Here is a 23,082-nt window from a genome sequence, read left to right on the forward strand (position 1 = left end):
GCGATGCTGAAATGACGGTACATAGCAAAGAATGCTGACAGAATCCAACGGTCATCTTAAAATTTTGTGGATAAAAATGTGGATATTGTGGATTAAGTTAAAAGAATGGATTCTAAAAAAATATAAAATTTAAATTTTATGTCTAAACTTTTGATAAATATTTGAATGATCATAAAACTATTGTGAAATAAAAAAGGAGGCCGTACCGGTGTGGAGTACTGAAGAAATACTGGAACGCCAAAAGCAGGTTGTGGAATGGCTGCGGGGAAAAAACACTGAGGCAAAGACCAAAGGTTTGGTCTGCGGAATTTCCGGCGGTGTAGATTCTGCGGTGGTGGCAGCTTTATGCAAAAAAGCATTTCCTGATTACTGCCTTGGTGTGATCATGCCATGCCAATCAAATCCTGCGGATCGCGAGGATGCCTATTTGATTGCAGAGACCCTTGGGATGGAAGTGATCGAGATTGATCTCGGGGAAGCACATGCAGCCATTTATGACCAGATGAAGACCGCTTTAAAAGCTAATCAGACGCCTCTGAATATTCAGCAAGCAGGACAAGGGAACCTTAAAGCACGGCTCCGTATGTCTACGCTGTATACGGTAGCCAATATTAGGGAGTATCTGGTTGTCGGGACAGACAATGCCCCTGAGAGCTATACAGGATATTTTACGAAATATGGGGATGGCGGCGTGGACCTTCTGCCGATCAGCTCACTTACCAAGACGGAAGTAAGAGCCTGGGCAAGGGCACTGGGCCTGCCGGAAAAAATAGCTTCCAGAACACCGACTGCTGGTCTTTGGCAGGGACAGACCGATGAGGGAGAGATGGGTTTTTCCTATGATCTTATCGATAAATATCTTTTGGGAGAAAAGATTCCTGACGATGTTGTCGCCAAAATCGAAAGACTGCATAAAATGAGTGAGCATAAACGGCAATTGCCCCCAACCATCGAATTAGAAAAACCGGAGAGGCTGGATTAGATGAAACTACGGATCGGATTAGATATAGACGGCGTCGTCGCGGACAGTTTTCCTGTGTTCACAGAAGAACTCAACAGGCAATACGGCAAAAATATTATGGAAATTGACAATTACGATATGTCGAAAATCTACGACGTCGACTGGAATGAACTAGACACCTTTTTTGACAAAAATATGGAAGTTCTCTTCTCAACACCGGAGCCGGTCAAAGGGTCGGTTGAGAGCATTGTTTCCTTAACAGAAGCAGGGCATGAAATCATTTATGTGACAGCCAGAAAGCCGGGAGCTGAGGAACTAATCACAAAAAAATGGCTTGAAGAAAAACAAATCCCCCCGGGTGAAAAGATATTCACAGGGGGGCTCAGCAAGACCATTGCGGTCAAGGAACACGGTATTGATGTGTTCGTCGATGACTTTATTTCCAATTCAGTGGAGATCGTTTCCATGGGCATTCCGGTGCTACTGATGGATGCGCCTTATAACCGCGGAAATCTTCCGGAAGGTGTCATCCGCTGTTATGACTGGAATGACGTTGTATGTCATATTGAGCAATTCAGCAGGAACGGTATTAACCGGTAGAAGAATATTTTTTTACTTAACGCGCGTGCTATATCTATACAAGTTTACGAATAATAAGATCAAATCTTGAAGAACAGGTATTCCTCGTAAGTGAGATGCTGTTCATAGAGTTTCGTGGCCAGGTCTTGTCCGATATAGCGCAGATGCCAAGGTTCGTAGGTATATTCCGTCAGGTATTCTTTGCCCTTCGGGTAGCGGATGATAAAGCCGAAACGATGAGCATTATCTTTCAGCCAGACATATTCGTCCGTATCTCCAAATGTCTCTTCCAGACCGAAGTTAACGCTCTGGCAGGATACATCCATTGCCAGACCGGTTTGGTGTTCACTTTCACCGGGTCTCGCACTGATTTGGTTGGCTTTTTCCTCGGTTCCGTACCGCCGGGTAAAACTCGCAAATAAATCCTGCTGCGTTTGATAGGAGCGGTAGCCTGATACACCATAAAAAATTACACCATTTTCTTTTGCAGCAGAAAATAATTCCTCGAGCTTCGCGGCAGCTTCCTGACGCAGCATTCTTTTCTCAGCTTTTTCCTTAAAAGTAAAAGGAATGTTGACTTCAACCAGATCCGGTGGAACATAATCGGAGGGAAGCTGATTTTGTTTATTCACTAAAACAGCGATGCTGACAACATCGTGATAATTTATCGCTTCCTTACTCGCAGCGCCGATTCTTAGCATAAAGGTATCAACCAGAACGTTTTCTGCAGATGTTTGCGAACCCTGAGAATCAGGGGAAGCATCAGGAATGCTCATTTGAATACAACCGCTTATGAAAAAAATCCCAAATAGAATGACAAGTAAAGAAAAAATCAACTTATTTTTCATCGTTTCTCCTGTATGAATCGTCGAAGTTACTCAGCGGTCAGGAAACAGCGCTCAAGAGACCAAGTTTTGCCCTACTTTGTAAATATCGCCCGCTCCGAGCGTAATAACGAGGTCGCCTTCTTCAAGGGTTTGGTCAAGATAAGAACTGATTTCGTCAAGCGTTGGAAAATAACGGGTGGTAATTCCTTTTTCTTTCATCAAGTCGGCAAGTTTTGCTGAAGAGATCGGGTTGACCCCGGCTTTTTTTTCGCGCGCCGAGGAAAAAATTTCTGCCAGCAAAACCTCATCGGCATCCTGAAAGGCCTGAGAAAACTCATAAAAAAGTTTTTCAGTCCGGCTGAAGGTATGAGGCTGAAATACTGCCCGGATTCTTCTGTCGGGGTAGGAAAGCCTTGCTCCATCCAGGGTCGTTTGGATTTCTGTCGGGTGATGGGCATAATCGTCAACAATAACTGCCCCGTGTTTTGTGCCAAGACGTTCGAATCTTCTTTTGGTACCATTAAAGCCGCTCAGCGCCTGAAGCACGGTATCCATCGATATTCCGAGCCTGGAAGTCAGGGCTATGGCAGCTAGGGCATCCAGAATGTTATGTTTTCCTGAAACAGTCAAATGCAGCTTACCTATATTTTTTTTATTCATCATTACATCAAAACAGCTTCCGTCATTATCGAAAACAACGTTTGCAGCGCTGACATCAGCATCGGCCGAGAAACCAAAAGTTGTAACCGTTGCTTTGGTCTTAATCCTATCTATATTCGGATCGTCATGCCAGATAATCAGATTGCCCTCAGCAGGCAGCTTGCAGGCGAGTTCGGAAAAAGCGCAGACCACATCATCCAAATCCTTAAAATAATCGGGATGATCCAGTTCCATGTTGGTAATAATCAGGTGCTCGGGAGAGTAATTTAAGAAGTGCCTCCGGTATTCGCAGGATTCGGCTAAAAAGAGTTCTCCCTGGCCGGCATGGGCGTTGCCGCCAATACAGGGCACGTCGCTGCCTACGACAATCGTAGGGTCCAAACCTGCATCAAGCAGGATTTTTCCAGCCATGGCAGTTGTCGTAGTCTTGCCGTGAGTCCCGGTTACACAGACTCCTTTTTTCTTGGACATCAGTTTGCTCAGAAATTGAGGGTAAGTCAGTACCGGTATGTTAAGCTCTTTGGCCCGGCTAATCTCCGGGTGACTGTCGCAGTAAGCGGCAGAGGTGACAACCAAATCAGCGCCGACAACATTCTCTGGGTCAAAGTTCAGGACCTCAATGCCTGCCTTCTCTAATACAACGTCTGTAAAAAATCTTTGCGGTACATCGGATCCGGTAATCACGGCATCTTCTATCAACGGTGTAATCTGGGCAAGGGCACTCATCCCGGTTCCTTTTATGCCAACAAAATGAATATGTAATTGCAATGTGCATCTTTCCTTCCGGTATTCTATTCCTATTACATTATACCCAAATATCTTGAAAAAGGTATCTGTCAATACGTAAATCAAAGATATTCTTCCCGAAAACAGTTAACATGAGAATTAGAGCTGTTCAGCCTTCCAACAATGCCATTAACCTCAAATCGGTAGGGAAAAGCCGCATTTAATATTATAATACAAATACGACTAAAATATAAGATTTATACGCATTTTACAGCTTAGTTTATAACTGCAATGTTCTGTCACAAGAAGGGAGGAAAAACGCAATGTCCGGATATGCAGCACTACCTGATTTTGAAATCTTAAATGGCCGGGAGCTTGACGGTCTTATCGTTAATGATAAATTTGTAAGTTATTACCAAGTAGAGTCTGCTCTTTATAATTATCCCAAAGTGTTCGAAGCAGGTGTCATCGTTAACAGCCAGAATGGTGAAAGCGTGATCCTCAAAGTATATCTTGCGCTCGAAGATTCTTTTTCGGCGAAGGAAGAAAGAGAACAGTACTGCTTGAAGGTAGAACAGTATATTAGAAACAGTTTTTCATTTAAAATGCCCATCCGGGTATTGATTCGAGAAAAACTGCCGATGACCAGATCTGGAAAAATCCTGCGCTCTGTTCTTCGTGATTATTAAGATAAAATGTTTATAATTGAATCAAATTTAAACTAAAAAAGGACCTTCTTGTATTGAAGGTCAAAAAATGAAAATCAAGAGTAGAATTAATGAGACTAAATGAGTAAAACGAAGACAATATAATAATAATCATAAAATACACAAAAATCAATAAAAAATATAACCATATTATCCATCTTAAACCATAATTCCCACGGAATTATGGTTTAATTTATAACTGGGTAAAATTAATATTTCAACTTTAAATAAAACAATCGAGAATCAACAAATCAAAATCAACCTGCGAATATTATTGCCTGAAGCTGCAAAAGATAGTACTGGAAAAAGGGAAATACCGTAAGGTAAATAACCTTTTTCGAAGGCTATCCGCCCTGTAGCGGAAACAGATACCCGGTCAGTTAAGCTACCGGGTATCTTCATGATCGCCATGTACGGCCTAATGCCGCAGTGTCATGGATAACAAGGAGCAGCAATCTTATGCCTGATTATTATTGACGTGGATTTTGCCGCGGGAGAAAGAGAAGAAAATACCAACAGCACAAAGGCAGGCTGAGATCAGAAAAGCAAGGTGAATACTCTGTGTAAACTGCGGATAGTATTCAGGCGTAATCTGGTTTTTGCCGACAAATATGGAAATCAGCAGCGTAGCTGTAGCCATACTCAGCATCTGGCCCAGAATCCTCATCACAGATACTGAGGCGGAGGCAACCCCGTAATAATGATTATCTACGGAACTCATGACTGCATTGGTATTCGGAGAAGAGAATAAGGCAAATCCAAGACCCAGCACCATCAAAGCAGCTATGATCAGGAACAGAGAAGTATGCGGGCCGATAAAGGAAAGCAAAAACAAGCCTGCGGCGGTTCCGGCCATGCCCCAAGAAGCAATTCTGGCGGGTTCTTTTTCATCGGATAGGCGTCCGGCCATAGGGGAAATTAAGGACTGGATAATAGGCTGGATAATCAGGATGATTCCGGCATGCTCTGAAGACATGCCCTGGACGTACTGCAGATATAGACTCAGAAGAAAAGTTACGGAGTAGGAACCAGCATAATTGATTAATGCTGCTACGTTGGAAAAGGCAAAAACCCGGTTATTCTGAAAAAGCCTGATTTCTAACACAGGATTTGGGATCTTGAGCTGGCGTTTCACAAAGAAAACAAAACAAACAATGCTGAAGAGGATCAGGATAATCCCGAGAATATCCGGTAAAATGCTCGAACCATAGATAAGCGCAATCAGGGTAACGGCGAAAATCAGACTGCCTGGAATATCCAGTTTATCATTTTTGGCATCGGCCCAATCGCTCTTGACATATGTAATCGTTAAGACCGTGATCAGGACCCCCAAAGGAACCAATACCAAAAAAATGCTTCTCCAACCCCAATGCTCGGTTAAGAATCCGCCTAGAAAAGGTCCGACAGCAAGTCCTACATATATGGCTGAAACATTAAAGCCTAGGGCTTTGCCGCGTTCTTGCGGGGGAAAGGCCGAGGTGATCAGCGCCATTCCCGCAGTTGCGATCATCGATGCACTAATTCCCTGCAGGACTCTCATCACGATTAATAATTCAATATTTGGGACAAAACCTGAGATTAACGTAAATGCAGTAAATGAAATTATCCCCCATTTATAAAGCCTGGTCCGGCCAAGGATGTCGGCGAGTTTGCCGATAGGAAGAAGAAACACAGCCGAAGACAACAAGAAAGATGTCGCAATCCAGCTTAAAACGACAGCATCTGCTGCAAATTCCTTTTGAATTGCAGGCAGCGCGATGTTGATAGATGAAATCATAAACGGAGTCAGAAAAGAACCTGCGGTTGCTATAAACAAAAGGGTGCGCTTAACCATTTTGCTGTCATCTCGGGCGTGGTCATGATGGACGTTCATAAATACTCCTTTTTAGTTGGTTTTTGATCCCTTATTCTTTTTATTAAAACAAAAACATACCCTAAAAGAACAAGTCATAGGTTATTATAAATGATTGTTTATGAGTCGTAAATTAACGTTTTGATGTATAAATTTTACATTTTATTGACATCCTATTAATGATTAACTTTTAAGGAGGTTGCCCATGAATATTTGGCAGAAGATTGCCCTTGCAATTATTATCATCGGGGCCATAAACTGGGGAACGATTGGTTTTTTTCAATTTGATCTTGTCAATGCCCTCCTCGGAGGGATCAGTCCGCTCCCTCCAAGAATCGTCTATGCACTGGTCGGACTCAGCGGCCTGTACTGCATCACGCTCTTATTCGTACCGAATCGCGAATATGAGAGAGAAGGACGGATCCAGCATAATCCTTAACGAGTCGGCAAAATTACTCAATAAGTCCAACAAGAAAAAGGAACCGAGTATATCTCGGTTCCTTTTTCTTGTAGAGCTTTAGCCTGCGTTTACAATGGCGACAGGACATAGGTGTACAGTCTTTTATTCAGCAGGTTGCCGGGCGGGGATTTTTTGGTATTTTTCCCTTGATTCTTTGTAATACCTGTTAAGTTTCCTAAGATTAACCGTCCACAGGTAAATGATATACGGTAAAAACAGCGTAAGCAGAATTGGAATTTCCGACATCAGAATAAAGTCAAAAAAACCGTGAAGCAGGATAGGAACATATAAGGATTTTCTGAGGTAAGCTCTTTCAAGATGAGGATGATTGGAGAACTTTGCCAGGGAAAGGTAGTATCCCATCGTCACACCAAGTAGCACGTGGGTCGGCACTGAGAATATTCCTCTGGAAAGGCCTACATACGGGTTGGCTGAAAAGTTTACAAGGACATACATGATGTTCTCGACTGTTGCGAAACCCAACGCGGCAAATACGGCATAGACAATCCCGTCCAGCTTTTCATTAAATGCCGGATTCCGATAGACTGTCCGCAGGACAACTGCCCTTTTGAAAAATTCTTCGGTCAGTCCGGCAACGACGAAGGCATTGAAAAAAGCTGCCGCTACCCCGGCAAAGATGTTCAGGGACGTCAGGAATTTTTCAAACAGCACGATCGGGATGACTGCCAGCGCACCCAGGATAAACACTTTTATAAGAAGATGCAAAGGCTCTTTATCGAAACGGTCGGTATAATAGACTGCCAGGCCCAGGGCAATTACAGGAGTAAGTGCAATTACCAATATTCGCAGATCGAATAGCAAAAGATCACATCCTTTTCTGTAAGTTTATCTCCTGTGAAGTACATCTTCAACAGCAAGCAGCTTGAATTATGTTAAGCTTTATTATTTGCAGCCGGAGCATCAAACATTCCTTATAAATTGTAGCTTCGCAAAAATTTTTGCAAAAATTCCTAACTTTTTTTGCAAAAGTAGTTTATTCAATAAGTTAATTTCTTCGAGGTTTTTATATGTAGAGCCCAAGGGTACCGATCTGTCCTTGGGTACTTTTATGCTCTTATATGTATTAAATATCTAAAAGTACCTATTTTTAAAGGTACTCTAATTTTCATTTTTCTTATCTGGATTATTACCTATTTTAGGAACTTTATTAGGAATATATTCGATCAAATCAACTAAAGAACAATTTAATGCTTCACAAATTAAATCCATATGTTCAAGGTTAACTCGTTCTACCACTTCATGGTAAATCTCATTTATAGTCGAAGGTCTTATTCCTGTTTTCCGAGCTAGATCAGCTTGGGTAAGCCTTCTTTCTCCAAGAAGCTTTGATAAATGTATTTTTATCATGGTTCGATACCCCTTTTTTAGGGATATCCTAACACCATTATCAATAATATTGTTTATATTGTTAGATTATAACCTATTACGTTATTTATTGCTCAAAAAAAATATTCTAGTAATTCATTATCAAGAGTTCTCTATATTTTTTATTTACATTATGGTACTTATTTACGAGGTTGTTTTGGCGATCTATTTCTTCAATTTTAAAATCTTTATATAATTGTCTAATATATTCATGATCATTGTAAGAAATAATACAGCGCCCGTTAATATTACTTAAACAATCTCTTAATCGTTCATGATCAATATCTGTAAAAGTCTCTTTATAATACTTTTCTGATCCATAATAAGGTGGGTCAGCATAAAACAATGCTTCAGGCCGGTCATAAACATTGATAAGATTTTCAAAGTCTTTATGTTCTATCACTACTTTATCTAGACGTTCTTTGATTTGAGTTAAATAATTCATTGTAGAAGCTATATTTCTTTTTGCACAACCAAAAGTCCGGCCATCAGCTCCATATGATGTCTTAATTAACAAAAAATATCGCGCAGCTCTTTGAATGTCCGTAAGACCTCTAATTTCTTTTTGACTAACAAAATCCTCGAAAAGTTCTCTTGAATTCAAGCAATAAGAAAGTTCCTTTAGAAATTCATCACAATGATATTTGACACATCTAAATAGATTAACAAGATCTCCATCAGCATCATTATAAACCTCTAAATCAGCGTGTTTTTCCTTGTAAAAAAGAACCCAACCCGCGCCGCCGAAAACCTCAATATACCTTTCAAAATCTTCAGGAAATCTGGCAACAATAGCTTTTCTTAATAATCTCTTACCACCAATTCTTGCTATGAAGCTATTCATCTTTTTCATCCTTTCTGTAAATTACATAATTATAACTATGGAGCTGCTTTTTAGGAGCAGCTCCATAATGTTTACTCTTTGAAATCAAATATTTCATTCTATTCTAACTTACTATCCTCCAATCTTCAGCCAACATATCTGCTTGTGAAGCTAACCACCCTGGCTGCCATTTCCCTTGTGCCGTCCACATTGCAAAGTAAGGTTGGCTTTCCAATGGAGTATCTTCCCCGATATATTTTGCCGTTCGATCATTTACCTTTGCACCAGGTTCCTGGCTTGAATGTGCCGGCAGTTTTAAAGCATCCATTAAAACTACAAACATTCCCTTGCCATTCCATCCCGCGCGAGCAATCTTAAATCCTTGTTTTGCCGCCTCAATTGCGAAGCCAAAGGTCATTCCATCAGTCTCTCTGTAAGCTTCTTTAAATTGTTCTTTTGGAGACCAACTCATATAACCATCTTGGTAAACTACTAGATAACCTGGTTCATTACCAGGTTTGATTTTCTTCTGTAGCTTTTCTTCGGCATCAATCAAATTCATAGGTTCAGCTTTTATTAACTTTACACCAATATATTCCTTCATTGTTTATTAACCTCCATTCTGAGATGTCTTATCACACAAAATGAGTCTATTGAACAGCAATCAAAGCCGTTAACTCATTATACTGTTCTTGATTTATCCGATTATTAAGCAGAAATACATCAAGTTTCATTTGCATATCTTCTTTAGTTCCATAACTCCTGTTTTCAATTACTTTCTTACAATAAGTATATGTCATTACGTATTCCCCCTATATTCCTAATTCAATTTTTGATAAACGGTAGTCTAAATCTAGTAGGTAATCTGTTTCTGTAGGCTTTGCTGGTAAAGGAGTAGGGTCATGAACTGATACAATAGCGTTTACAGCATCCACTTGAGATTCTTCGACCGTTACCCAAGTCTTTTCGTCTTTACTTTCAACTAATTGCGGTATAACCCCACCTGCAATTAGTTCATCATGCAGTTTATTGGTATTTACACCTGTAAATTCGAGTTTCATATTATCCCACCCTTATCATGGAAAACATAGTATAGTCTGCATTTGCATTTTGTGCGCTTCCTGTACCCTGAGATACACTCATTTCTAAATAGTCGTTTGCATTTAAAGATAAAAGAGCGACTAAATTATGTGCCAAACCATTGCCAGTAGTTTCATAGCTTCGAATTTGGGTCGTATATTTAGTATAGGCTCCGTTCTTAAATAGTGTAATATTTGAATATTTATCTGTCCCAAATATTACCCAATATAGTTGACAAATAACTAAATATTTTCCAGTTACTGGGGCAACTAACCTACTATTATTTGTTGAATTATCGTGCATATTGCTTGTGTCAAAAAGTTCTGTATCAAAAGTTAATATCGCCTGCGTAAGACTCGGAATTGACTGGGAAGTGCTTTTTGTTACACTTACAGCCTCACCGCCAGCATTGCCCCACTCAGGAACAGTTCCACTAGCATTCATTTTCAGAATTTGATTAGCCGATCCTTTTGCTAACCTCGTCCATGTGCTTACCCCCGAAGCGTATGGGATATCCCCTTGAGTAGTTAGTAGGGCTGGATCAACGGCATTCATCGGTATTAACTGATAATACGTTCCATCGTACATCACTGTAACGATTTGATTCAGCTTGATATCGCCAGCCACTAAGTCAGAGGTAACATTCTTCTTGATTGTTTTAACTCCTAATGCGCTGTCATTAAGAGTTGATGCCCCAGTGTTCGCGTGTGTAGCAATAAACTGAAGCATTTGCCCTGCTACAAGTGCAGCGGGGACAGGATTTCGGGTTACAACATAAGCATTTGTCACGCCTATGTCTACAGCGAATTGATGTGCATAATCCGCCATATGCAACGCGAGAGCATCACCAACAACATCAGCTGCGGCTTCGGCTTTAGTTTGGGCACCAGCGGGTGTTTCCGCATTATCATCCACAGCCTGAAACATCGTCCGGATTGCTTGCCTTGATACAGTTTCATTCCCCAGCGGCAGGGGAATATTTAATCTAGCACTATTTTCCGGCATTATTGCATCACCTCCAATTCATCCCATGTAAGATTCTGAGCATCAAGATTATCCCATGTCCAAGCTTTGGCATCCAGCTCATTCCAGACAAGATAAGAAAACGAATAGATCACAGCTAAATGCGCCGGTTTGATCTGCTCAATGGCTTCTTTAAGATCATCCAAATTAGGAGGAATCCCCCTGGTGTCAACAAAGGTAACCGTAAACTGATAAAGTTCAGGCTGCTCCGTAACTGCTACATCTCCACCATCATAGCTTTCAGCTACATTCTCAATAAGTGAAACTGTGACCGTTCCAGATCCGCGCATCTTGGATTTTATAACAGCCCTCCGTTCGGCTAAAGGCTTAGAAGGATTCGTCCTGATCCCGAATTCCTTTTCCCAGCGATCCAGCGTGTATTCCGCAGTGTTGACAAAAAACTGATCCAACGTCGTTTGAATCTCCTGGTCAAACCTCGCCAATTCGTTATCTTCAGCGTCGGTTAAGTTAGTCATTACCACCGAACTAGCATAATAACTGGGCATATTATCGATTACTTTTCCCATATACTCACCCTACCTATAGTGTAGCTGTTACAGTGCCCAGAACCGGAATATTTTCATCTCCAAGGATAATACTCAGTGTCCCGCCATTAACCAGCAAATTTGAATAATCTTCTATCCCGTTAGTCTCGAGGATCTTACTCCCGATAATCGCGTAACTGACTGTAGTTCCAACAAAAGCGACACTTTGAAGGTATTCTTCAATCATTATCTCCAGCGCCGATGTCACCAGTTCTAAGGTAAAACCCTCGGCTAAAACCAATGTGACGGATATATTAATCGCCACTTCTGTAGCACTGGCGACAGTGACCATGGCTCCGATCGGCCTCACCGATTCTATATATCCAGCCGTGCTGGTTATTAGAGCAGGGGGGGCAGCCTTTTTATTAGCGTCCATTATTACAACCTTTACTGTCCCAGGCCCGGCATGCAAAGGAAATACCTTAGCTCCACCAACTCCGGAAACTTCTTCCGCCCATTGCTCATACTGATAAACATTCCCTGATGTCGCGGGCTTTTGGACTTTTGTAAAATATCTTTTCCGAAGAGCTTCGTCCGTTTCATTATCATAACCGCCGGTAAACGGCTGCTCATTTATGACTGAAGTCAACCCAGCGATGGTTACCGGGAAAGACTTTATTGCCCCCGTTGGGACATTACCTGAGCTGCCGGCTGTATCACACTGGGCCAGCACTTCCACATATCCAGCAGCCGGAATTACTTTCGTTTCCTTCACAGTGAAAGTTAAAGCATCTGAGGCGACCTTTATATCGGCATTTACTGTTGTCCCAATATTCCCAGTAATTTTAACAATTCCACTGGCGTAAGTTGCCAGCTTCCTGGATAACCCTTGTTCTGCAACCTTTCTTTCCAGATAGACACCTGCAGCGGTCTCGGCAAATCCTTGATCCAGGATACTTTCTTGTTCGCTGTACTTACTTTCAAGCTCAATTGCTACTGATCGGGTGTTATCCCAGTAGAAGGATCCTTCGGTCTTATCGTACTGGTCCGGGATGTCTGAAAGCATGCGCGCTTGTATTGTGTCTTTATCATCAGCCATTACAAATTCACCACCTGTTCAAAAGAAGGGTTATCTACCAGGTTAACCTGAAAGGTGACCTTTAATTGCCGCCCGACCTGCTCCAACCGATAGTTTGAAGTGGATTCAATCAGTGCATTTCTGCACAGAGCCTGATCCAGTTCGCGTTTTAACTCAGCATTCAGAAAATCCCTATCAAGCGACTTTCCGGTAATTAGATCACGGATGCTAACGCCGTATTCATCCTGGCCGTCTTGGGAATAGATCTTAAAATTGAATTTCTCCGTCTTAATGATCTTTTGTATCCAAACCTTGAGGGCATCCAGGCCGGAGACAGATACCAATTTGCCATCGATAAGGTTAAAATCTCCGGATACGAAATCGAACTGGAAGCTTTCTTTTTGCAATAATTCTTGCGTATCCTCACTAATAACAGTCACTGAATTACCAGCATCTTCAGGTAGCAATGTCCGTCACCGCCTTATCGATTAAGAAATACTTTTGTTCAGTTGCACTAGGGAGAAGGATTACCACATCCCCTGAAACCAAAGTATTCTTAAATGTCAGGGTACCGTCGGAGATGATACTTACCAGATCCACCGTTTGAACATTATCCGGCCAAAGACGTGCCGGAACTACCAAATGTTCCATTGTAAGAATGATTTTATCTCCCAGCCGGACTTTCAGATCGGGCGGGGGAGATAAAACGATGCCGATCGCAGGTCCCGAATAGGGCCTGTTCTGCAATCCTTTGAAAATCCTTGCCAGTTCATTTATATCATCAGCCATATGATCACCAGCCTTTTAACTTAATTCAAGTTGGAGGGCCGTCTTATGGATCCCTTCAGAATAACTGTGATTAGCTGAAATTATTCTGAAGGTTCCTGTAAGCCCGGTAATTGGTTCGTTAACATCAAGCCTTCGGTATGCTCGCAGATCCTCATGCCCAACGACCTCAAAGGAGCTGGTTTCAACAACCTTTCCCAACTCAGCCAGCAAGTTTTGAGCCATATTTTTTGCCTGTGCTTTATCTTTATCCGAAACACTCTGAACTTCTTGCAAGCGGCCAAACTTACGGATTAACGCATCATTCTGAACCTCAGCCAGAATCCCAGGTTTATCCTCATCACCGGAAGTAATCACCACAATATTCTTCATGTTTTCAATACTTAATTCCCTTGTCGGGCTGCTGATCGTATTTGAAACAACTACTTCAGGGGTACCAACAGCCAGCTGAATCTTTGGTGCAATTTTAAGGCTGGCATCGTCCAAAACAACAAAGAAGGTATCTCCCCGCATTTCCATGATGTACTTCTTACCGGTTTCTTTGAAGGCTAAGTCCAGGAGGTCTTTAAGAATATCACTGATCACAACGTCTTTATAAATCTTCGTAACAAATACCTTATACAGATCATTAGAGATGTTGTGCTTGATCTTAAAGTCCTCTAGAATCTTACCAATGGCGTATTTGACAGCCATTTTATTGAACTGGTAGATCCCTTGACTTTGCCCCATATAAAACCCAAAATCCAAACATGTAAAGGATCTTGCCAGTTCTCCAGTCCGGCTTTCCTTGATCACGATACCTCTCAAAATTTCAGCTTTTCCTTGCAGGCTGACAATCGAACCAACCCCAAGCGCCGGCTGGGAAAAGTACTTAGAAAGAGCGGTACCAACCGGCGCTGTAAAATCCAATTGCTGAGCGAGCGTATCCGCTGCGCTTTGCCAGGTGATGTTACCGGCATAAACCGGCTTGAATTTTCCATTTTCCAATCCATAGAGCTTAATCGCCATCTTACACCCCCGGAATTCTGAATTCAGAAACCTTTAGCGTGTATGCGATATCTTTATTTGTCTCTTTTTCATATTCAAAGCTGTCAATAAGGACCGGTATATTCAGATTATCTTCAGGAATGACCAGCCGGATTGGTTCTTGCTTGGACTGAAACCCTTCCAGTACTTCCACAAGTCCATTCGGCGTATAAGCCGAAGACTGAACGAAGGGGTATTGATAAGCCGGGAAGAAGCCTTTTAGTGTGATCTGCTTCAGTCCTTTTATACCTGGAAAGTTAAGCTCACCATCACCGGCTTTAAACACCTCATTATTGCTTGAATTGGATTGAGAGACTTCAGGAGGAACCGGAAGAAGAATCACCTGACTGCGGTTGTACGTACTGATATAGACTTTCCTCACATTTATTCCTCCCGACCTACATATTCGCCAGGGCAATCTTCAGCTGCGGTACCAAAACGCCGATGACCTGCTCCGGAGTCAAATTAGAGCCGTTGATATTAACAATGACCGTTGGATTTTTTCCCCCAGCCATTGCTTTTGTTTGCTGGGCCGTACTGATTTTACTCCCGCTGGGCAATGAAATTAACTCCGGCCCATGCTCAGCTACCCAGGTTGCACCACCGGAAAAGTAGGATGTTCCCAAAGCGTTTTTTGCAGGAGCTTTACCACCACTACGTTTACTGGCTACCCAATCAGCCAGACTACCGACCTTTTCCGCAACAAAACCTATTCCAGAACCTAAAGCGCTCAGGATTGGGCCAACGATATCCCACACCGTACTAACGACAGCCTTAATCCCTGGAAAAGCCCACATAAATACTTCATACAACAACCTAACCATATTTATGGCATAATTTGCGACAGGTCCCAGAACACTCATTGCTGTACTGAAAACTTGTTTAAAACCGGATATCGCTGATCCGCCGACTTCTTTCAGGGCACTGGTATCATTCAGGATAAATCCAAACTTTTCACTAATCCAATCCTTGAGCCTGCCTACAGCCTGAATAACCGTAGTAATTCCTGTGCCGACAGATGTCGCCATGTTAGACATAGCCGGGCCGTACTGATCCATTACGGAAATTATACTTTGCATGACAGGTTTAAGTGCTTCGAGTGCTGATAATCCCATATCCTGAACAAGACTTCCTGCTTGACCGGTGATATTAGAAAAAAGCCCAGCTCCGGTAGTGGAGAGTTTTTCAGCACCGCCTTTGAAGAAAGGCTGCAATTGTTTTTGGATGACACTATCAATCCCACCGGCGTTTTTAATGTCGTCCTGGCTGATCTTAAAGCCGAACTCTTTCATTCTCTCAGTCTCGCCGACTTTGAGATCAGCTAAAGCTTCCATGGCATCAGATAAGGTCTTTTCAGGGTTCAACGCTGCCATATCCTCAGCCAATTTGACCATTTCCATAGCATTTTTAGTATCGCCACCGGCGACATTAATTGCTCTGGTACCGGCAGACACCACCTCACTGGTGCCAAAGGGGGTGACGTTGGCATTTTGTCGCAGGTCTTTCAGATACTGATCAGAGGTTTGTTTTACAGCAGATTGGCTCATACCGGCGTTATTTACACCGATAAAATGCTGCATCGATACCTGCTGCTGCTCCAACATGGCCCCACTGGACAAAGCCCCGGTGATGGCGGCTCCGATCCCGACCGCGACTGCTAATCCTTTTAAGCTATTCAAAGAGCCAGCAATTTTTTTAATACCGCTTGTAGCCTGATCTCTAACTGTAATAACCGGTCTTGCAACGATTCTGCCGACACTTCTTGCAGCACTTCCTACCCGCCGGACGCTTCTTTCCACGGTATCAAGAGCCCTTAATACCGGTCTGCTTTGGATATTTTCACCAAAGACACTTTGTAAAACACTTCCGGTTCTTTGGACATCTTGTCTGAACTGCCTTTGTCTTTGCCGCATTCTATCCAGCACGGATGAAGCGTTATCTCTTATAGAAATAACTCCTTCCATTCTTCTAGCCACAGTCTCACCCCCTTTATGAAACAAGGACTATCTTCCGAATAGTCCTTTGATTGCTTTCAATTGCTGAATGCCCATATATTCTATTTCGTGTTTCTTTTCTTCGTTGGCTAGTTCTAAGTGGGCCAGCAAAAAAAGCTTTTCCCGATAGTTTAACTGCCGGATCCTCTGGGGAAGTGTCTTTAATTCCAGAGGATCACTTGATCTTTTGAATAGGTGATGGAGAAGGTACAGCTCTTCATCACCTTTTATGAGTTTTTTATTTCTTCGACCCTTCCATCACCATAGCCGGCCAGATCGAGTGCTGCCAAAGAAAGGGCACGAATCTCACTTTGTGTAAACAAAGCCTGGATAATCTCCAGCGGATCCTTACACTGAAAAGCCGCCTGAAGCTCTTTATCCTTCAAATTCGGCTCAACAATGCAGTTGTATAAGAGGTAACGATCGCCTTCCTTGCCCGGAAGCTCTAGAGCATCTTCAATTATTTCATCCGTAGGCTGGGAAATCGTCACAACCCCATCTAAACCTTTAACATAGAGATCTTTAGTCTTACATTGCTTTTTCTCTTGCCGGATGGAATCAGCGTTTTTTATCAGGTCCGAAACCGTGACTTTTGCAGGTTTGTTTTTCATATCGATACTCCTCTCAACATAAAAGTACTTTTGCGGATTACATCATTTCAATGGTATCTAAATACCTGGTTTCAGTAGGCGTAAAACCAAACGGGATTTCCTGCTCAGTTTTGCCTGATCCTTTTTCAAAAGACAGGAGGGTAAGCTCATTAAACCAGACATTGTCGATTTGAATGCGCTCATCCTGGCCGCCGACCGCATCCGGATCAGCAATAGCTCCAATCAATGTGCCTCTGGGATCCTTACCGGCTTTCCAGTCTTCGAGTACAGTTTTATTGGTTCTGGTATAAACCTTCAGGAGCCGGAGCGTTCCTTCTCCGCGCAGCCCCTTGATCTTAGAATCCATACTAAGACCAATTTGAACCTCATCGCGTTCAGCGGTAACCTTAGCTTCAAATTGCTGGGCTTCCATCCACAGCTCGCCATTGTACCAGACCCGGCCATACGTCCCGGATAAAACCCGTCTGCCGTCTATTGTTGGCATTATCATTCACCTCCGCTTAAATCTCAATAACAAAGGCCAAATCTTCCATGGCGCTTAAAAGCTGAATATTGGCCGACAAGAATACCTTGGTCCCGGTGTTGTATTTCCGGACCTGCATGTCGCTTAAATTCGTGACATCAACGCCTCTGGCAATAAGCCAAACCCTTTGGGCCTCGGTATCGATATCTGCTAGGTTGTCATATTCATCATCCAGAACAGAACCGGCCAACCCCAAAAAGTAGGAGTTGATAAAAGAGACAAAGATCATTTTGTTAGCATAAGTATTTGGGACTTTGCCGGTGTAGGTCAGCTTGAAGGTATCCCGGATGTCCTCGGTAATCATGTCCATACCCTCAATGTTTTTGATACTCCGCCAATCTTCGCCTTTGGCTGTGGTAAACGTCACTTTGGAATTGACCTCACGTGCAATTCTCACGCCGTTATCTTTGACCAGAATGAGCTTACCGGCATTGATATCACCGTCCGGATCCAGGCTTTCCTGAAAGTTGTCCACTTCATCCAAAGTGTAATAGGTTGCACTGTTATCCAGCGGCAGGCCGGCCAGCACACCGGCAATTCTGGCAGTGTATTGGATTCCGGTATAAGTGGCAGCATCAATTGTCACCTGGAGAGTCGCGAAGTTAATAACCCCCTCATGATCCGCCGGGACATTATAGACTACCACTTTAAAAGTCTTTTTCTTGTTGCTTCGCTGGTCCTTAATCCAGTCGGACAAGGCAAAATGTCTGATAACATCCCCAGCGTCCGCACCGCCGGCGAATTTAGCTTCCTGTGCGTTTAGTGCCGTGGCACCAGTACCGGAAGCAACCGCCGTAAACTGAGCCAGCGCATCGATGGCAGCGGCCACTAAAGTAGCTGTGTTTTTTGCCGGATCCAAAGCACCTGCGACGTCAGTTCCCAATGTAACGACCAGCTGACTGCCGTTTAAAGCAACCGCCATATTCGCAGAAGGATTCCCGGCTGCCACTGATTGTATGGTGTAGGCGTTCCCGGCTCGGCCCGCAGCGGCCACAGTTACTGTCACAGCTCCATTATCCCCGGATCCTATAACTGCTGTCGCGGCTACAGCTTCCCCGGCAGCCGTGGCTCCCGGAATGGCTACATAGTTCCATTTCTTAATTGCCAGCCTTTCCAGGGCGTCACTGTCATCCACAGCGTTGGTGGCTAACCGTTCGCAAATGACTTTGGAAGCACTTCCCTGAAACACCATTTCAATATATTTCAGGTTTGATGCCGTCCAGTCAGCCGCATTAACATCGGCAAATTTGCTGTATTCTTTCGTGTCAAAGCCGGTATTAGTATTGTCCTTCAGGATTAATGCCACAATACCCCTGGCACTTCGTTGAACCGCTGTATCGGCCCGGCTCTTAAATTCAATGTCAATTTGAGGCAATCCTATAGGCAAAGTAATCACCCTCCTAACTCATAATTAAAATCCAAGGTTTCCATCGGATCATTCATCTCTTCGGATCCGATAAGATCAACAAACTCAAAAGAAACATTGAAATGCAGGACATTGTCGACGATGGTGCTTTCCGTTTCTTCCTGAACCGTGATCACCCGGTCCTCAACCTTAAGCGTTCTAAACTCCCGGTTGAGGATATCCATAACCTCATACATTCTGTCCTGCATTTTATCCTGTAAATTTGGGAAGTATTGAATAATTGTCCGAAAGACTTTAGTGGCGTAAAGATCATCTATAGGCAGCTGTCTGACCGGAAGGAACGTAATAAAAAGAGCCTCCTGGTTAATCTTTTTAATATCGTTTGTATAGACCTTTACTCCCGGTACCGCATTTTTTAATTGTGCAGTGATCGCTCTTTGCATCACTTTGAAACTGATCATGCCATCACATCCTCCAGTAGCCTCTGCATCCTGGCCGGAAGGACTGCTTCCAGCTCATCAATGGAAAGCTGCATCATATGCTTGCCTTCGATAAATCTTTCTTTCAGCGTTACCATGGTGACCGTGCCATCTCTTGCTGTAATAGGAACCTTGCGTTTAGTCTGCCTGTGACCGTTTTCCACATACAAGGCGTATTCCACATTGGTATAGACGGTGATCTGCAGGGCTTTTCCTTGGCGGGTGACTTCACCGATCTGCCATGAGTTTCTCAAATAGCCGGTTTCTACCGGGGTTTTTTGTTTCACATAATTTTGCAGGTCATAAGCCAAACGAAGCAGAAACCTTTCCAGTTCCTGCGGTAGTTCTCGCGCCAGTCTATCCAGATCATCTTCCCATTCATCCAAACCCCTAAACTCGTAGCTTGTCGTCATGGACAATCAATCCTACTTCCTGGTGAGAGTCATAAAGTGAAGATTGACCCGCTTTGAAGCTCTGTTCCCGTCCAAAGCGGGTTACCTTAATTACGTCACTGGGCTGGATATCAACAGCAGGACTACAGAAAAGAACCATGTCGTATTCCAGGCTGCCGGCGTTGTCTTTTGCAGAAATATTTGCGAGATTCTTTTTAGAAAGGGCACATCGGATATTTTCAGCGATGATCGTTTCTTTGAAAAAAGTTTCATCATATTCGTCAGTATCTTCGACTTCCCGCCAGATGCTGCAGCGATCGGTATAGGTTAGTTCAATCGGATCGATCATAAAAGCTTCACCTTCCTGAACCTGTTTAACGACTTTTCATAAGGCTGCAGCTCATCCTGCGTTTCCTGGGGGCTGATTGCATAAGATACTTTGTAATCCCCGCGGGAAAGCGACTGAATATCTTCCCGGCCCCGGCGGCCAAACCGGCGTTCACTTAAGTCCAGGACAACATACTCCAAACGTGTCGGCAGATCATCCCGATTGCAGTAATTTAAAACCGCATCCGTATAGCTTGAAATATAGTCATTCAGCAAAGAATCCTGTGTTTCATCCGTCATACCCAAACGGCCTTTGAGTCTTTCCAGTATTGCCATTGTTTACACCTACTTAGTTTCCGGATCTCCCGTAGGGGTGGAATTTTCTTCGTTATTCTGGGTACCGCTTTCCTGATCCACCGGTGCTTTAGTACTGTCATTTTCGCCAGAACCGGTTGTGTTTACATTTTTACCGGAGTTCTTTTTGTTTTTTTGTCCGCCCTCCGGATCCTTTTCCCCGGTACTTGCTGCTTTCTTACTGGCGGCTTTCTGCTCCTTGCACCAGGGAATATGAATTTCTGCTACAGTATCGCTGAAGTCTTGTTTACAAAACGGGCATTTCATACGTTCTTTCCTCCTTGATAGAGGGGCAGGGGAGACCCCCGGCCCCAAAATACTTAAACAAAGATTATCCCAGACGGACTTCAGCCAATTCCGGGTAAATCGTTTTATAGGCGTACAGTACGTCAAAGGACATCAGGAACTTCTTGGACTTTATGTCATATCCTTGGACTACCCGCAGGGTAATTCCGTTATAACTGGTAACATAAGCCTGCATACCTTCCGGAATAGGCAGCGCCCTAGTAACGAAAGCAAAGGCTTTCTGATGGAAAAGCAGGTTGGCTGCATGTCCCCTGGCCGCGACATCCGGGAAGGTAACCGCAGCTGAACCCATGTCTCCAAAGGCTTTATGAAGCGCAGGATAGATCTTCACAGCAGCAATCGCTCCGGCTACTGCATTGGCCGTATCCTCTGTAACGACATAGGTACGACCGTCTACCTTAAAGAGATCCCCTTTGAGGAGCTTGGCTGTGCTGGCTCCGGCGGTGCTGGTCAGGGCGATGCTCGTCGCTCCGGCAGCTCCGGCAGTTACAGAAACGTCTGCCAGGGCCGTAAAACCGCCTGCAGTATGAGTCCGGACCGCCTGTGAACTGTAGTTATCGAAACCAAAGGCCCGGCCAATTGCTCCATTGCGCAGGGTTTCAGTGGTACCGGATTTATTGGCGTTCACGAAGGCTTCCAACTCTAAAAACTTAGCTTCAGCGTATGGATCCCATACGGCTCGGCGGAGAAGATCCGGAGCTTTGCGCAAGGTTAGGTTCCTTCTGGACTCCGTGAAGTCCGTCACCGCACTCGGTGTGGTGCCAGCGGTTCCACTGTAGTAAGGAATATCCTTATACACATCCAGACCGTCCTTATTGATTTTTTCAGCCAGGGCGACCATGGCCGGCTCTGTAACTTTGCGGTTGAATTCCGGCTGGCTCAAAGCCAGGTCTTTAGATGAAATCTCTACGGAGACGTCAGCAACTTTATCCATAGTAACCGGCACTTTGCCAAAAGACGTCGCCTGAATCTGAATTCCTGCAACTTCATCAAAATCATCTGCTTCATAGATCGGCGGCTTTTCAATCTGAATAGTATCTCCTTTGCCGACAAAATCTGCGGAATAATCCGGGTAAACCAAATTCGGGAAGACCAGGTTATTTGTCAGGATCGGCAGCCCCTCACGGGCAATGTTCTGCATGGTAACTAAGGTATTTGGCATGATGTTTTTCCTCACTTTCTAATTTTCATGTTTAGTAGGCAGTTGTCATTACTTCTTCTGAGATTCTACCCATTTGTAGTACTCAGCGTCTGTCATTTTTGATGTGTCTGCTGCGGATCCGGATCCACCGCCACCGCTGGGTGTCGTGCCTTTCAAACGGTCTTCCACGGACTTTTGGACCGCGTCATTAAAGACCTTGGCAAATTTGTCAATGTTCTCCGTGGTGGTCTTAGCGTCGTTTCCGACTACAAAGTCAAGGGCCTCTGCAGGAAGCTTTTTCTCTGTAAGTACAGCAGCTGCATCCATACGGATTTCTTTTTGGGTCAGGGCCTGGGCTTTAGCGTCAATATCCGCTTGCTGTTTGGCTAATGCCGCTTTTGCTTTTTCATCGTCGGTCATTTTTGCCATTTTAACTGCTTCTTCCTGGGCTGCAGCAACCGCTGCGGTAACTTTGGATTCAGAATCCTTTTCCCATTTCTCTTTTTCTGCAGCAAGGGATTTTTGAACTTGTTCCTGAACCTGTTGTGCCAGCTCCTCAGCGGTATAGGTTTTATCTGTCTGCTGGCCGGTACCCGAAGCCGCAACTGCTGCCGGCGCTGCAGGGGGTTGAGCAGCTCCTGCTGCTGGTGCAGCTGTTCCTGGTACTTGGGTGTTTGTAACTTCACTCATGACAATTACTCCTTTCGTTTTTGGGAAATATAAAAAGACCATCGCATCAAGCGTTAGTCTTTTGAACTTAAAAAAGGCATTATTAAAAGCCCTTAAAGGGCTTTCATGGATCTACAACAGTTTTAGCATTATTTAATCAGCTAGGGCTTTTTCAGCAAACTCGACATCAAGCTTCATATCCGCTGCAGGATGATTCTTTTCAAGGTCCTTGAGAAACTCAACAAATGTATTACTCTGAAACTTTAGGGATAGATCTTCAAAGACAGGGCTTAGAACAGACAAATCCTTATCGCTGGCTGACTTAAGAAAATCTATGGCTTCGTCTTCCGTTCCTAATTCCTGTACTAATAAGTCCCAGTGTTCGGAAATGGCAGGATCATTGATATCCAGTTCCCGGCACGCTTGTATTAAGTCTTTCATTTTGTCTCTATCGACCATGA

At 43.6% G+C, this 23,082-nt stretch carries 32 protein-coding genes; 4 read left to right on the top strand and 28 right to left on the bottom strand.

What is annotated here, in order from left to right; translation table 11 throughout:
- The first annotated feature begins 208 nt into the window (after positions 1–208).
- Both nadE and A7D23_RS03815 read left to right on the top strand, forming a co-directional pair.
- Positions 209–982 carry an NAD(+) synthase gene (gene nadE, locus A7D23_RS03810; protein WP_019226815.1) on the top strand — a complete coding sequence of 258 codons (774 nt, stop codon included), beginning with the start codon at positions 209–211 and terminating at the stop codon, positions 980–982.
- Complete coding sequence (locus A7D23_RS03815) at positions 983–1,561, top strand: hypothetical protein (RefSeq protein WP_015043883.1); 579 nt, start codon at positions 983–985, stop codon at positions 1,559–1,561.
- Positions 1,562–1,620: 59 nt separating this feature from the next.
- Here A7D23_RS03815 and A7D23_RS03820 read toward each other — a convergent pair whose 3' ends face one another.
- Positions 1,621–2,388: a M15 family metallopeptidase gene (locus tag A7D23_RS03820; protein ID WP_019226814.1), complete on the bottom strand. Its 768-nt coding sequence runs from the start codon at positions 2,386–2,388 to the stop codon at positions 1,621–1,623.
- Positions 2,389–2,439: 51 nt separating this feature from the next.
- Complete coding sequence (murC, locus tag A7D23_RS03825; protein ID WP_025205215.1) at positions 2,440–3,795, bottom strand: UDP-N-acetylmuramate--L-alanine ligase; 1,356 nt, start codon at positions 3,793–3,795, stop codon at positions 2,440–2,442.
- 281 nt (positions 3,796–4,076) lie between these two features.
- On the opposite strand from murC, the gene A7D23_RS03830 reads away from it, so the two are divergent.
- The gene (locus A7D23_RS03830; protein ID WP_019226812.1) at positions 4,077–4,442 is read left to right on the top strand and encodes an acyl-CoA synthetase; all 366 of its coding nucleotides are present in this window, start codon (positions 4,077–4,079) and stop codon (positions 4,440–4,442) included.
- Positions 4,443–4,917: 475 nt separating this feature from the next.
- Here the strand turns inward: A7D23_RS03830 and A7D23_RS03835 are convergent, their stop codons facing one another.
- Positions 4,918–6,333: an MFS transporter gene (locus A7D23_RS03835; RefSeq protein ID WP_019226811.1), complete on the bottom strand. Its 1,416-nt coding sequence runs from the start codon at positions 6,331–6,333 to the stop codon at positions 4,918–4,920.
- Positions 6,334–6,517: 184 nt separating this feature from the next.
- On the opposite strand from A7D23_RS03835, the gene A7D23_RS03840 reads away from it, so the two are divergent.
- A complete protein-coding gene (locus tag A7D23_RS03840; protein WP_019226810.1) occupies positions 6,518–6,751 on the top strand; it encodes a DUF378 domain-containing protein in 234 nt (77 codons plus the stop codon).
- Positions 6,752–6,874: 123 nt separating this feature from the next.
- Here the strand turns inward: A7D23_RS03840 and A7D23_RS03845 are convergent, their stop codons facing one another.
- The 25 genes from A7D23_RS03845 to A7D23_RS03960 form a co-directional block, all read right to left on the bottom strand.
- Complete coding sequence (locus A7D23_RS03845) at positions 6,875–7,594, bottom strand: PrsW family glutamic-type intramembrane protease (RefSeq protein ID WP_019226809.1); 720 nt, start codon at positions 7,592–7,594, stop codon at positions 6,875–6,877.
- A 297-nt stretch (positions 7,595–7,891) separates the two neighbouring features.
- The gene (locus A7D23_RS03850) at positions 7,892–8,140 is read right to left on the bottom strand and encodes a helix-turn-helix transcriptional regulator (protein WP_068883249.1); all 249 of its coding nucleotides are present in this window, start codon (positions 8,138–8,140) and stop codon (positions 7,892–7,894) included.
- Positions 8,141–8,246: 106 nt separating this feature from the next.
- Positions 8,247–9,002, bottom strand: coding sequence for a DNA adenine methylase (locus tag A7D23_RS03855; RefSeq protein ID WP_068883251.1), 756 nt, complete (start codon positions 9,000–9,002; stop codon positions 8,247–8,249).
- A 103-nt stretch (positions 9,003–9,105) separates the two neighbouring features.
- On the bottom strand, positions 9,106–9,585 hold the full coding sequence (locus A7D23_RS03860) for a DUF2829 domain-containing protein (RefSeq protein WP_068883253.1): 480 nt from the start codon (positions 9,583–9,585) through the stop codon (positions 9,106–9,108).
- A 46-nt stretch (positions 9,586–9,631) separates the two neighbouring features.
- Positions 9,632–9,781: a hypothetical protein gene (locus tag A7D23_RS15965; RefSeq protein ID WP_176714388.1), complete on the bottom strand. Its 150-nt coding sequence runs from the start codon at positions 9,779–9,781 to the stop codon at positions 9,632–9,634.
- Between the two features lie 12 nt (positions 9,782–9,793).
- Positions 9,794–10,042: a hypothetical protein gene (locus A7D23_RS03865; protein ID WP_068883255.1), complete on the bottom strand. Its 249-nt coding sequence runs from the start codon at positions 10,040–10,042 to the stop codon at positions 9,794–9,796.
- 1 nt (position 10,043) lies between these two features.
- Positions 10,044–11,066 (bottom strand): hypothetical protein, encoded by a 1,023-nt coding sequence (locus A7D23_RS03870; RefSeq protein ID WP_068883257.1) that lies wholly within the window; start codon positions 11,064–11,066, stop codon positions 10,044–10,046.
- On the bottom strand, positions 11,066–11,611 hold the full coding sequence (locus A7D23_RS03875; RefSeq protein ID WP_068883258.1) for a YmfQ family protein: 546 nt from the start codon (positions 11,609–11,611) through the stop codon (positions 11,066–11,068). Before A7D23_RS03875 ends, A7D23_RS03870 begins: the two co-directional genes overlap by 1 nt.
- Positions 11,612–11,624: 13 nt before the next feature.
- Positions 11,625–12,668 (bottom strand): baseplate J/gp47 family protein, encoded by a 1,044-nt coding sequence (locus A7D23_RS03880; protein ID WP_068883261.1) that lies wholly within the window; start codon positions 12,666–12,668, stop codon positions 11,625–11,627.
- Complete coding sequence (locus A7D23_RS03885) at positions 12,668–13,114, bottom strand: DUF2634 domain-containing protein (RefSeq protein WP_068883263.1); 447 nt, start codon at positions 13,112–13,114, stop codon at positions 12,668–12,670. The genes A7D23_RS03880 and A7D23_RS03885 overlap by 1 nt, the downstream gene beginning before the upstream one ends.
- Positions 13,104–13,436 (bottom strand): DUF2577 family protein, encoded by a 333-nt coding sequence (locus tag A7D23_RS03890; protein WP_068883264.1) that lies wholly within the window; start codon positions 13,434–13,436, stop codon positions 13,104–13,106. The genes A7D23_RS03885 and A7D23_RS03890 overlap by 11 nt, the downstream gene beginning before the upstream one ends.
- Positions 13,437–13,451: 15 nt before the next feature.
- The gene (locus tag A7D23_RS03895) at positions 13,452–14,441 is read right to left on the bottom strand and encodes a hypothetical protein (RefSeq protein ID WP_068883266.1); all 990 of its coding nucleotides are present in this window, start codon (positions 14,439–14,441) and stop codon (positions 13,452–13,454) included.
- Between the two features lies 1 nt (position 14,442).
- Positions 14,443–14,841 (bottom strand): hypothetical protein, encoded by a 399-nt coding sequence (locus A7D23_RS03900; protein WP_068883268.1) that lies wholly within the window; start codon positions 14,839–14,841, stop codon positions 14,443–14,445.
- A gap of 16 nt (positions 14,842–14,857) precedes the next feature.
- The gene (locus A7D23_RS03905; protein ID WP_068883270.1) at positions 14,858–16,435 is read right to left on the bottom strand and encodes a hypothetical protein; all 1,578 of its coding nucleotides are present in this window, start codon (positions 16,433–16,435) and stop codon (positions 14,858–14,860) included.
- A gap of 245 nt (positions 16,436–16,680) precedes the next feature.
- Positions 16,681–17,064 (bottom strand): hypothetical protein, encoded by a 384-nt coding sequence (locus tag A7D23_RS03910; RefSeq protein WP_068883272.1) that lies wholly within the window; start codon positions 17,062–17,064, stop codon positions 16,681–16,683.
- A gap of 37 nt (positions 17,065–17,101) precedes the next feature.
- On the bottom strand, positions 17,102–17,548 hold the full coding sequence (locus tag A7D23_RS03915) for a phage tail tube protein (protein WP_141690636.1): 447 nt from the start codon (positions 17,546–17,548) through the stop codon (positions 17,102–17,104).
- 16 nt (positions 17,549–17,564) lie between these two features.
- Positions 17,565–18,974 carry a phage tail sheath C-terminal domain-containing protein gene (locus A7D23_RS03920; protein ID WP_068883276.1) on the bottom strand — a complete coding sequence of 470 codons (1,410 nt, stop codon included), beginning with the start codon at positions 18,972–18,974 and terminating at the stop codon, positions 17,565–17,567.
- A gap of 5 nt (positions 18,975–18,979) precedes the next feature.
- Positions 18,980–19,414, bottom strand: a complete 435-nt coding sequence (locus A7D23_RS03925; protein WP_068883278.1) for a DUF6838 family protein — start codon at positions 19,412–19,414, stop codon at positions 18,980–18,982.
- Positions 19,411–19,845 carry an HK97 gp10 family phage protein gene (locus A7D23_RS03930; protein ID WP_068883280.1) on the bottom strand — a complete coding sequence of 145 codons (435 nt, stop codon included), beginning with the start codon at positions 19,843–19,845 and terminating at the stop codon, positions 19,411–19,413. The genes A7D23_RS03925 and A7D23_RS03930 overlap by 4 nt, the downstream gene beginning before the upstream one ends.
- Positions 19,823–20,173 (bottom strand): hypothetical protein, encoded by a 351-nt coding sequence (locus A7D23_RS03935; protein WP_068883281.1) that lies wholly within the window; start codon positions 20,171–20,173, stop codon positions 19,823–19,825. The genes A7D23_RS03930 and A7D23_RS03935 overlap by 23 nt, the downstream gene beginning before the upstream one ends.
- Complete coding sequence (locus tag A7D23_RS03940) at positions 20,170–20,487, bottom strand: phage head-tail connector protein (protein WP_068883283.1); 318 nt, start codon at positions 20,485–20,487, stop codon at positions 20,170–20,172. Before A7D23_RS03940 ends, A7D23_RS03935 begins: the two co-directional genes overlap by 4 nt.
- 9 nt (positions 20,488–20,496) lie before the next feature.
- A complete protein-coding gene (locus A7D23_RS03945) occupies positions 20,497–20,772 on the bottom strand; it encodes a hypothetical protein (protein WP_068883285.1) in 276 nt (91 codons plus the stop codon).
- A gap of 64 nt (positions 20,773–20,836) precedes the next feature.
- Positions 20,837–21,973: a P22 phage major capsid protein family protein gene (locus tag A7D23_RS03950; RefSeq protein WP_068883287.1), complete on the bottom strand. Its 1,137-nt coding sequence runs from the start codon at positions 21,971–21,973 to the stop codon at positions 20,837–20,839.
- 48 nt (positions 21,974–22,021) lie between these two features.
- The gene (locus tag A7D23_RS03955) at positions 22,022–22,642 is read right to left on the bottom strand and encodes a DUF4355 domain-containing protein (protein ID WP_068883288.1); all 621 of its coding nucleotides are present in this window, start codon (positions 22,640–22,642) and stop codon (positions 22,022–22,024) included.
- Between the two features lie 132 nt (positions 22,643–22,774).
- On the bottom strand, positions 22,775–23,080 hold the full coding sequence (locus tag A7D23_RS03960; protein WP_068883290.1) for a hypothetical protein: 306 nt from the start codon (positions 23,078–23,080) through the stop codon (positions 22,775–22,777).
- Between the last annotated feature and the right edge of the window lie 2 nt (positions 23,081–23,082).

It is taken from the genome of Dehalobacter sp. TeCB1 (assembly GCF_001707455.1).
Classification (GTDB): Bacteria; Bacillota; Desulfitobacteriia; order Desulfitobacteriales; family Syntrophobotulaceae; genus Dehalobacter; species Dehalobacter restrictus.

Excerpts from the sequence above, each read along its gene's own strand:
- A7D23_RS03815 (WP_015043883.1), top strand. The coding sequence starts at position 983 with ATGAAACTACGGATCGGATTAGATATAGACGGCGTCGTCGCGGACAGT.
- A7D23_RS03820 (WP_019226814.1), bottom strand. The coding sequence starts at position 2,388 with ATGAAAAATAAGTTGATTTTTTCTTTACTTGTCATTCTATTTGGGATT.
- A7D23_RS03830 (WP_019226812.1), top strand. The coding sequence starts at position 4,077 with ATGTCCGGATATGCAGCACTACCTGATTTTGAAATCTTAAATGGCCGG.
- A7D23_RS03835 (WP_019226811.1), bottom strand. The coding sequence starts at position 6,333 with ATGAACGTCCATCATGACCACGCCCGAGATGACAGCAAAATGGTTAAG.
- A7D23_RS03840 (WP_019226810.1), top strand. The coding sequence starts at position 6,518 with ATGAATATTTGGCAGAAGATTGCCCTTGCAATTATTATCATCGGGGCC.
- A7D23_RS03850 (WP_068883249.1), bottom strand. The coding sequence starts at position 8,140 with ATGATAAAAATACATTTATCAAAGCTTCTTGGAGAAAGAAGGCTTACC.
- A7D23_RS03855 (WP_068883251.1), bottom strand. The coding sequence starts at position 9,002 with ATGAATAGCTTCATAGCAAGAATTGGTGGTAAGAGATTATTAAGAAAA.
- A7D23_RS03860 (WP_068883253.1), bottom strand. The coding sequence starts at position 9,585 with ATGAAGGAATATATTGGTGTAAAGTTAATAAAAGCTGAACCTATGAAT.
- A7D23_RS15965 (WP_176714388.1), bottom strand. The coding sequence starts at position 9,781 with ATGACATATACTTATTGTAAGAAAGTAATTGAAAACAGGAGTTATGGA.
- A7D23_RS03865 (WP_068883255.1), bottom strand. The coding sequence starts at position 10,042 with ATGAAACTCGAATTTACAGGTGTAAATACCAATAAACTGCATGATGAA.
- A7D23_RS03870 (WP_068883257.1), bottom strand. The coding sequence starts at position 11,066 with ATGCCGGAAAATAGTGCTAGATTAAATATTCCCCTGCCGCTGGGGAAT.
- A7D23_RS03875 (WP_068883258.1), bottom strand. The coding sequence starts at position 11,611 with ATGGGAAAAGTAATCGATAATATGCCCAGTTATTATGCTAGTTCGGTG.
- A7D23_RS03880 (WP_068883261.1), bottom strand. The coding sequence starts at position 12,668 with ATGGCTGATGATAAAGACACAATACAAGCGCGCATGCTTTCAGACATC.
- A7D23_RS03890 (WP_068883264.1), bottom strand. The coding sequence starts at position 13,436 with ATGGCTGATGATATAAATGAACTGGCAAGGATTTTCAAAGGATTGCAG.
- A7D23_RS03895 (WP_068883266.1), bottom strand. The coding sequence starts at position 14,441 with ATGGCGATTAAGCTCTATGGATTGGAAAATGGAAAATTCAAGCCGGTT.
- A7D23_RS03910 (WP_068883272.1), bottom strand. The coding sequence starts at position 17,064 with ATGAAAAACAAACCTGCAAAAGTCACGGTTTCGGACCTGATAAAAAAC.
- A7D23_RS03915 (WP_141690636.1), bottom strand. The coding sequence starts at position 17,548 with ATGCCAACAATAGACGGCAGACGGGTTTTATCCGGGACGTATGGCCGG.
- A7D23_RS03925 (WP_068883278.1), bottom strand. The coding sequence starts at position 19,414 with ATGATCAGTTTCAAAGTGATGCAAAGAGCGATCACTGCACAATTAAAA.
- A7D23_RS03930 (WP_068883280.1), bottom strand. The coding sequence starts at position 19,845 with ATGACGACAAGCTACGAGTTTAGGGGTTTGGATGAATGGGAAGATGAT.
- A7D23_RS03935 (WP_068883281.1), bottom strand. The coding sequence starts at position 20,173 with ATGATCGATCCGATTGAACTAACCTATACCGATCGCTGCAGCATCTGG.
- A7D23_RS03940 (WP_068883283.1), bottom strand. The coding sequence starts at position 20,487 with ATGGCAATACTGGAAAGACTCAAAGGCCGTTTGGGTATGACGGATGAA.
- A7D23_RS03945 (WP_068883285.1), bottom strand. The coding sequence starts at position 20,772 with ATGAAATGCCCGTTTTGTAAACAAGACTTCAGCGATACTGTAGCAGAA.
- A7D23_RS03950 (WP_068883287.1), bottom strand. The coding sequence starts at position 21,973 with ATGCCAAATACCTTAGTTACCATGCAGAACATTGCCCGTGAGGGGCTG.
- A7D23_RS03955 (WP_068883288.1), bottom strand. The coding sequence starts at position 22,642 with ATGAGTGAAGTTACAAACACCCAAGTACCAGGAACAGCTGCACCAGCA.
- A7D23_RS03960 (WP_068883290.1), bottom strand. The coding sequence starts at position 23,080 with ATGGTCGATAGAGACAAAATGAAAGACTTAATACAAGCGTGCCGGGAA.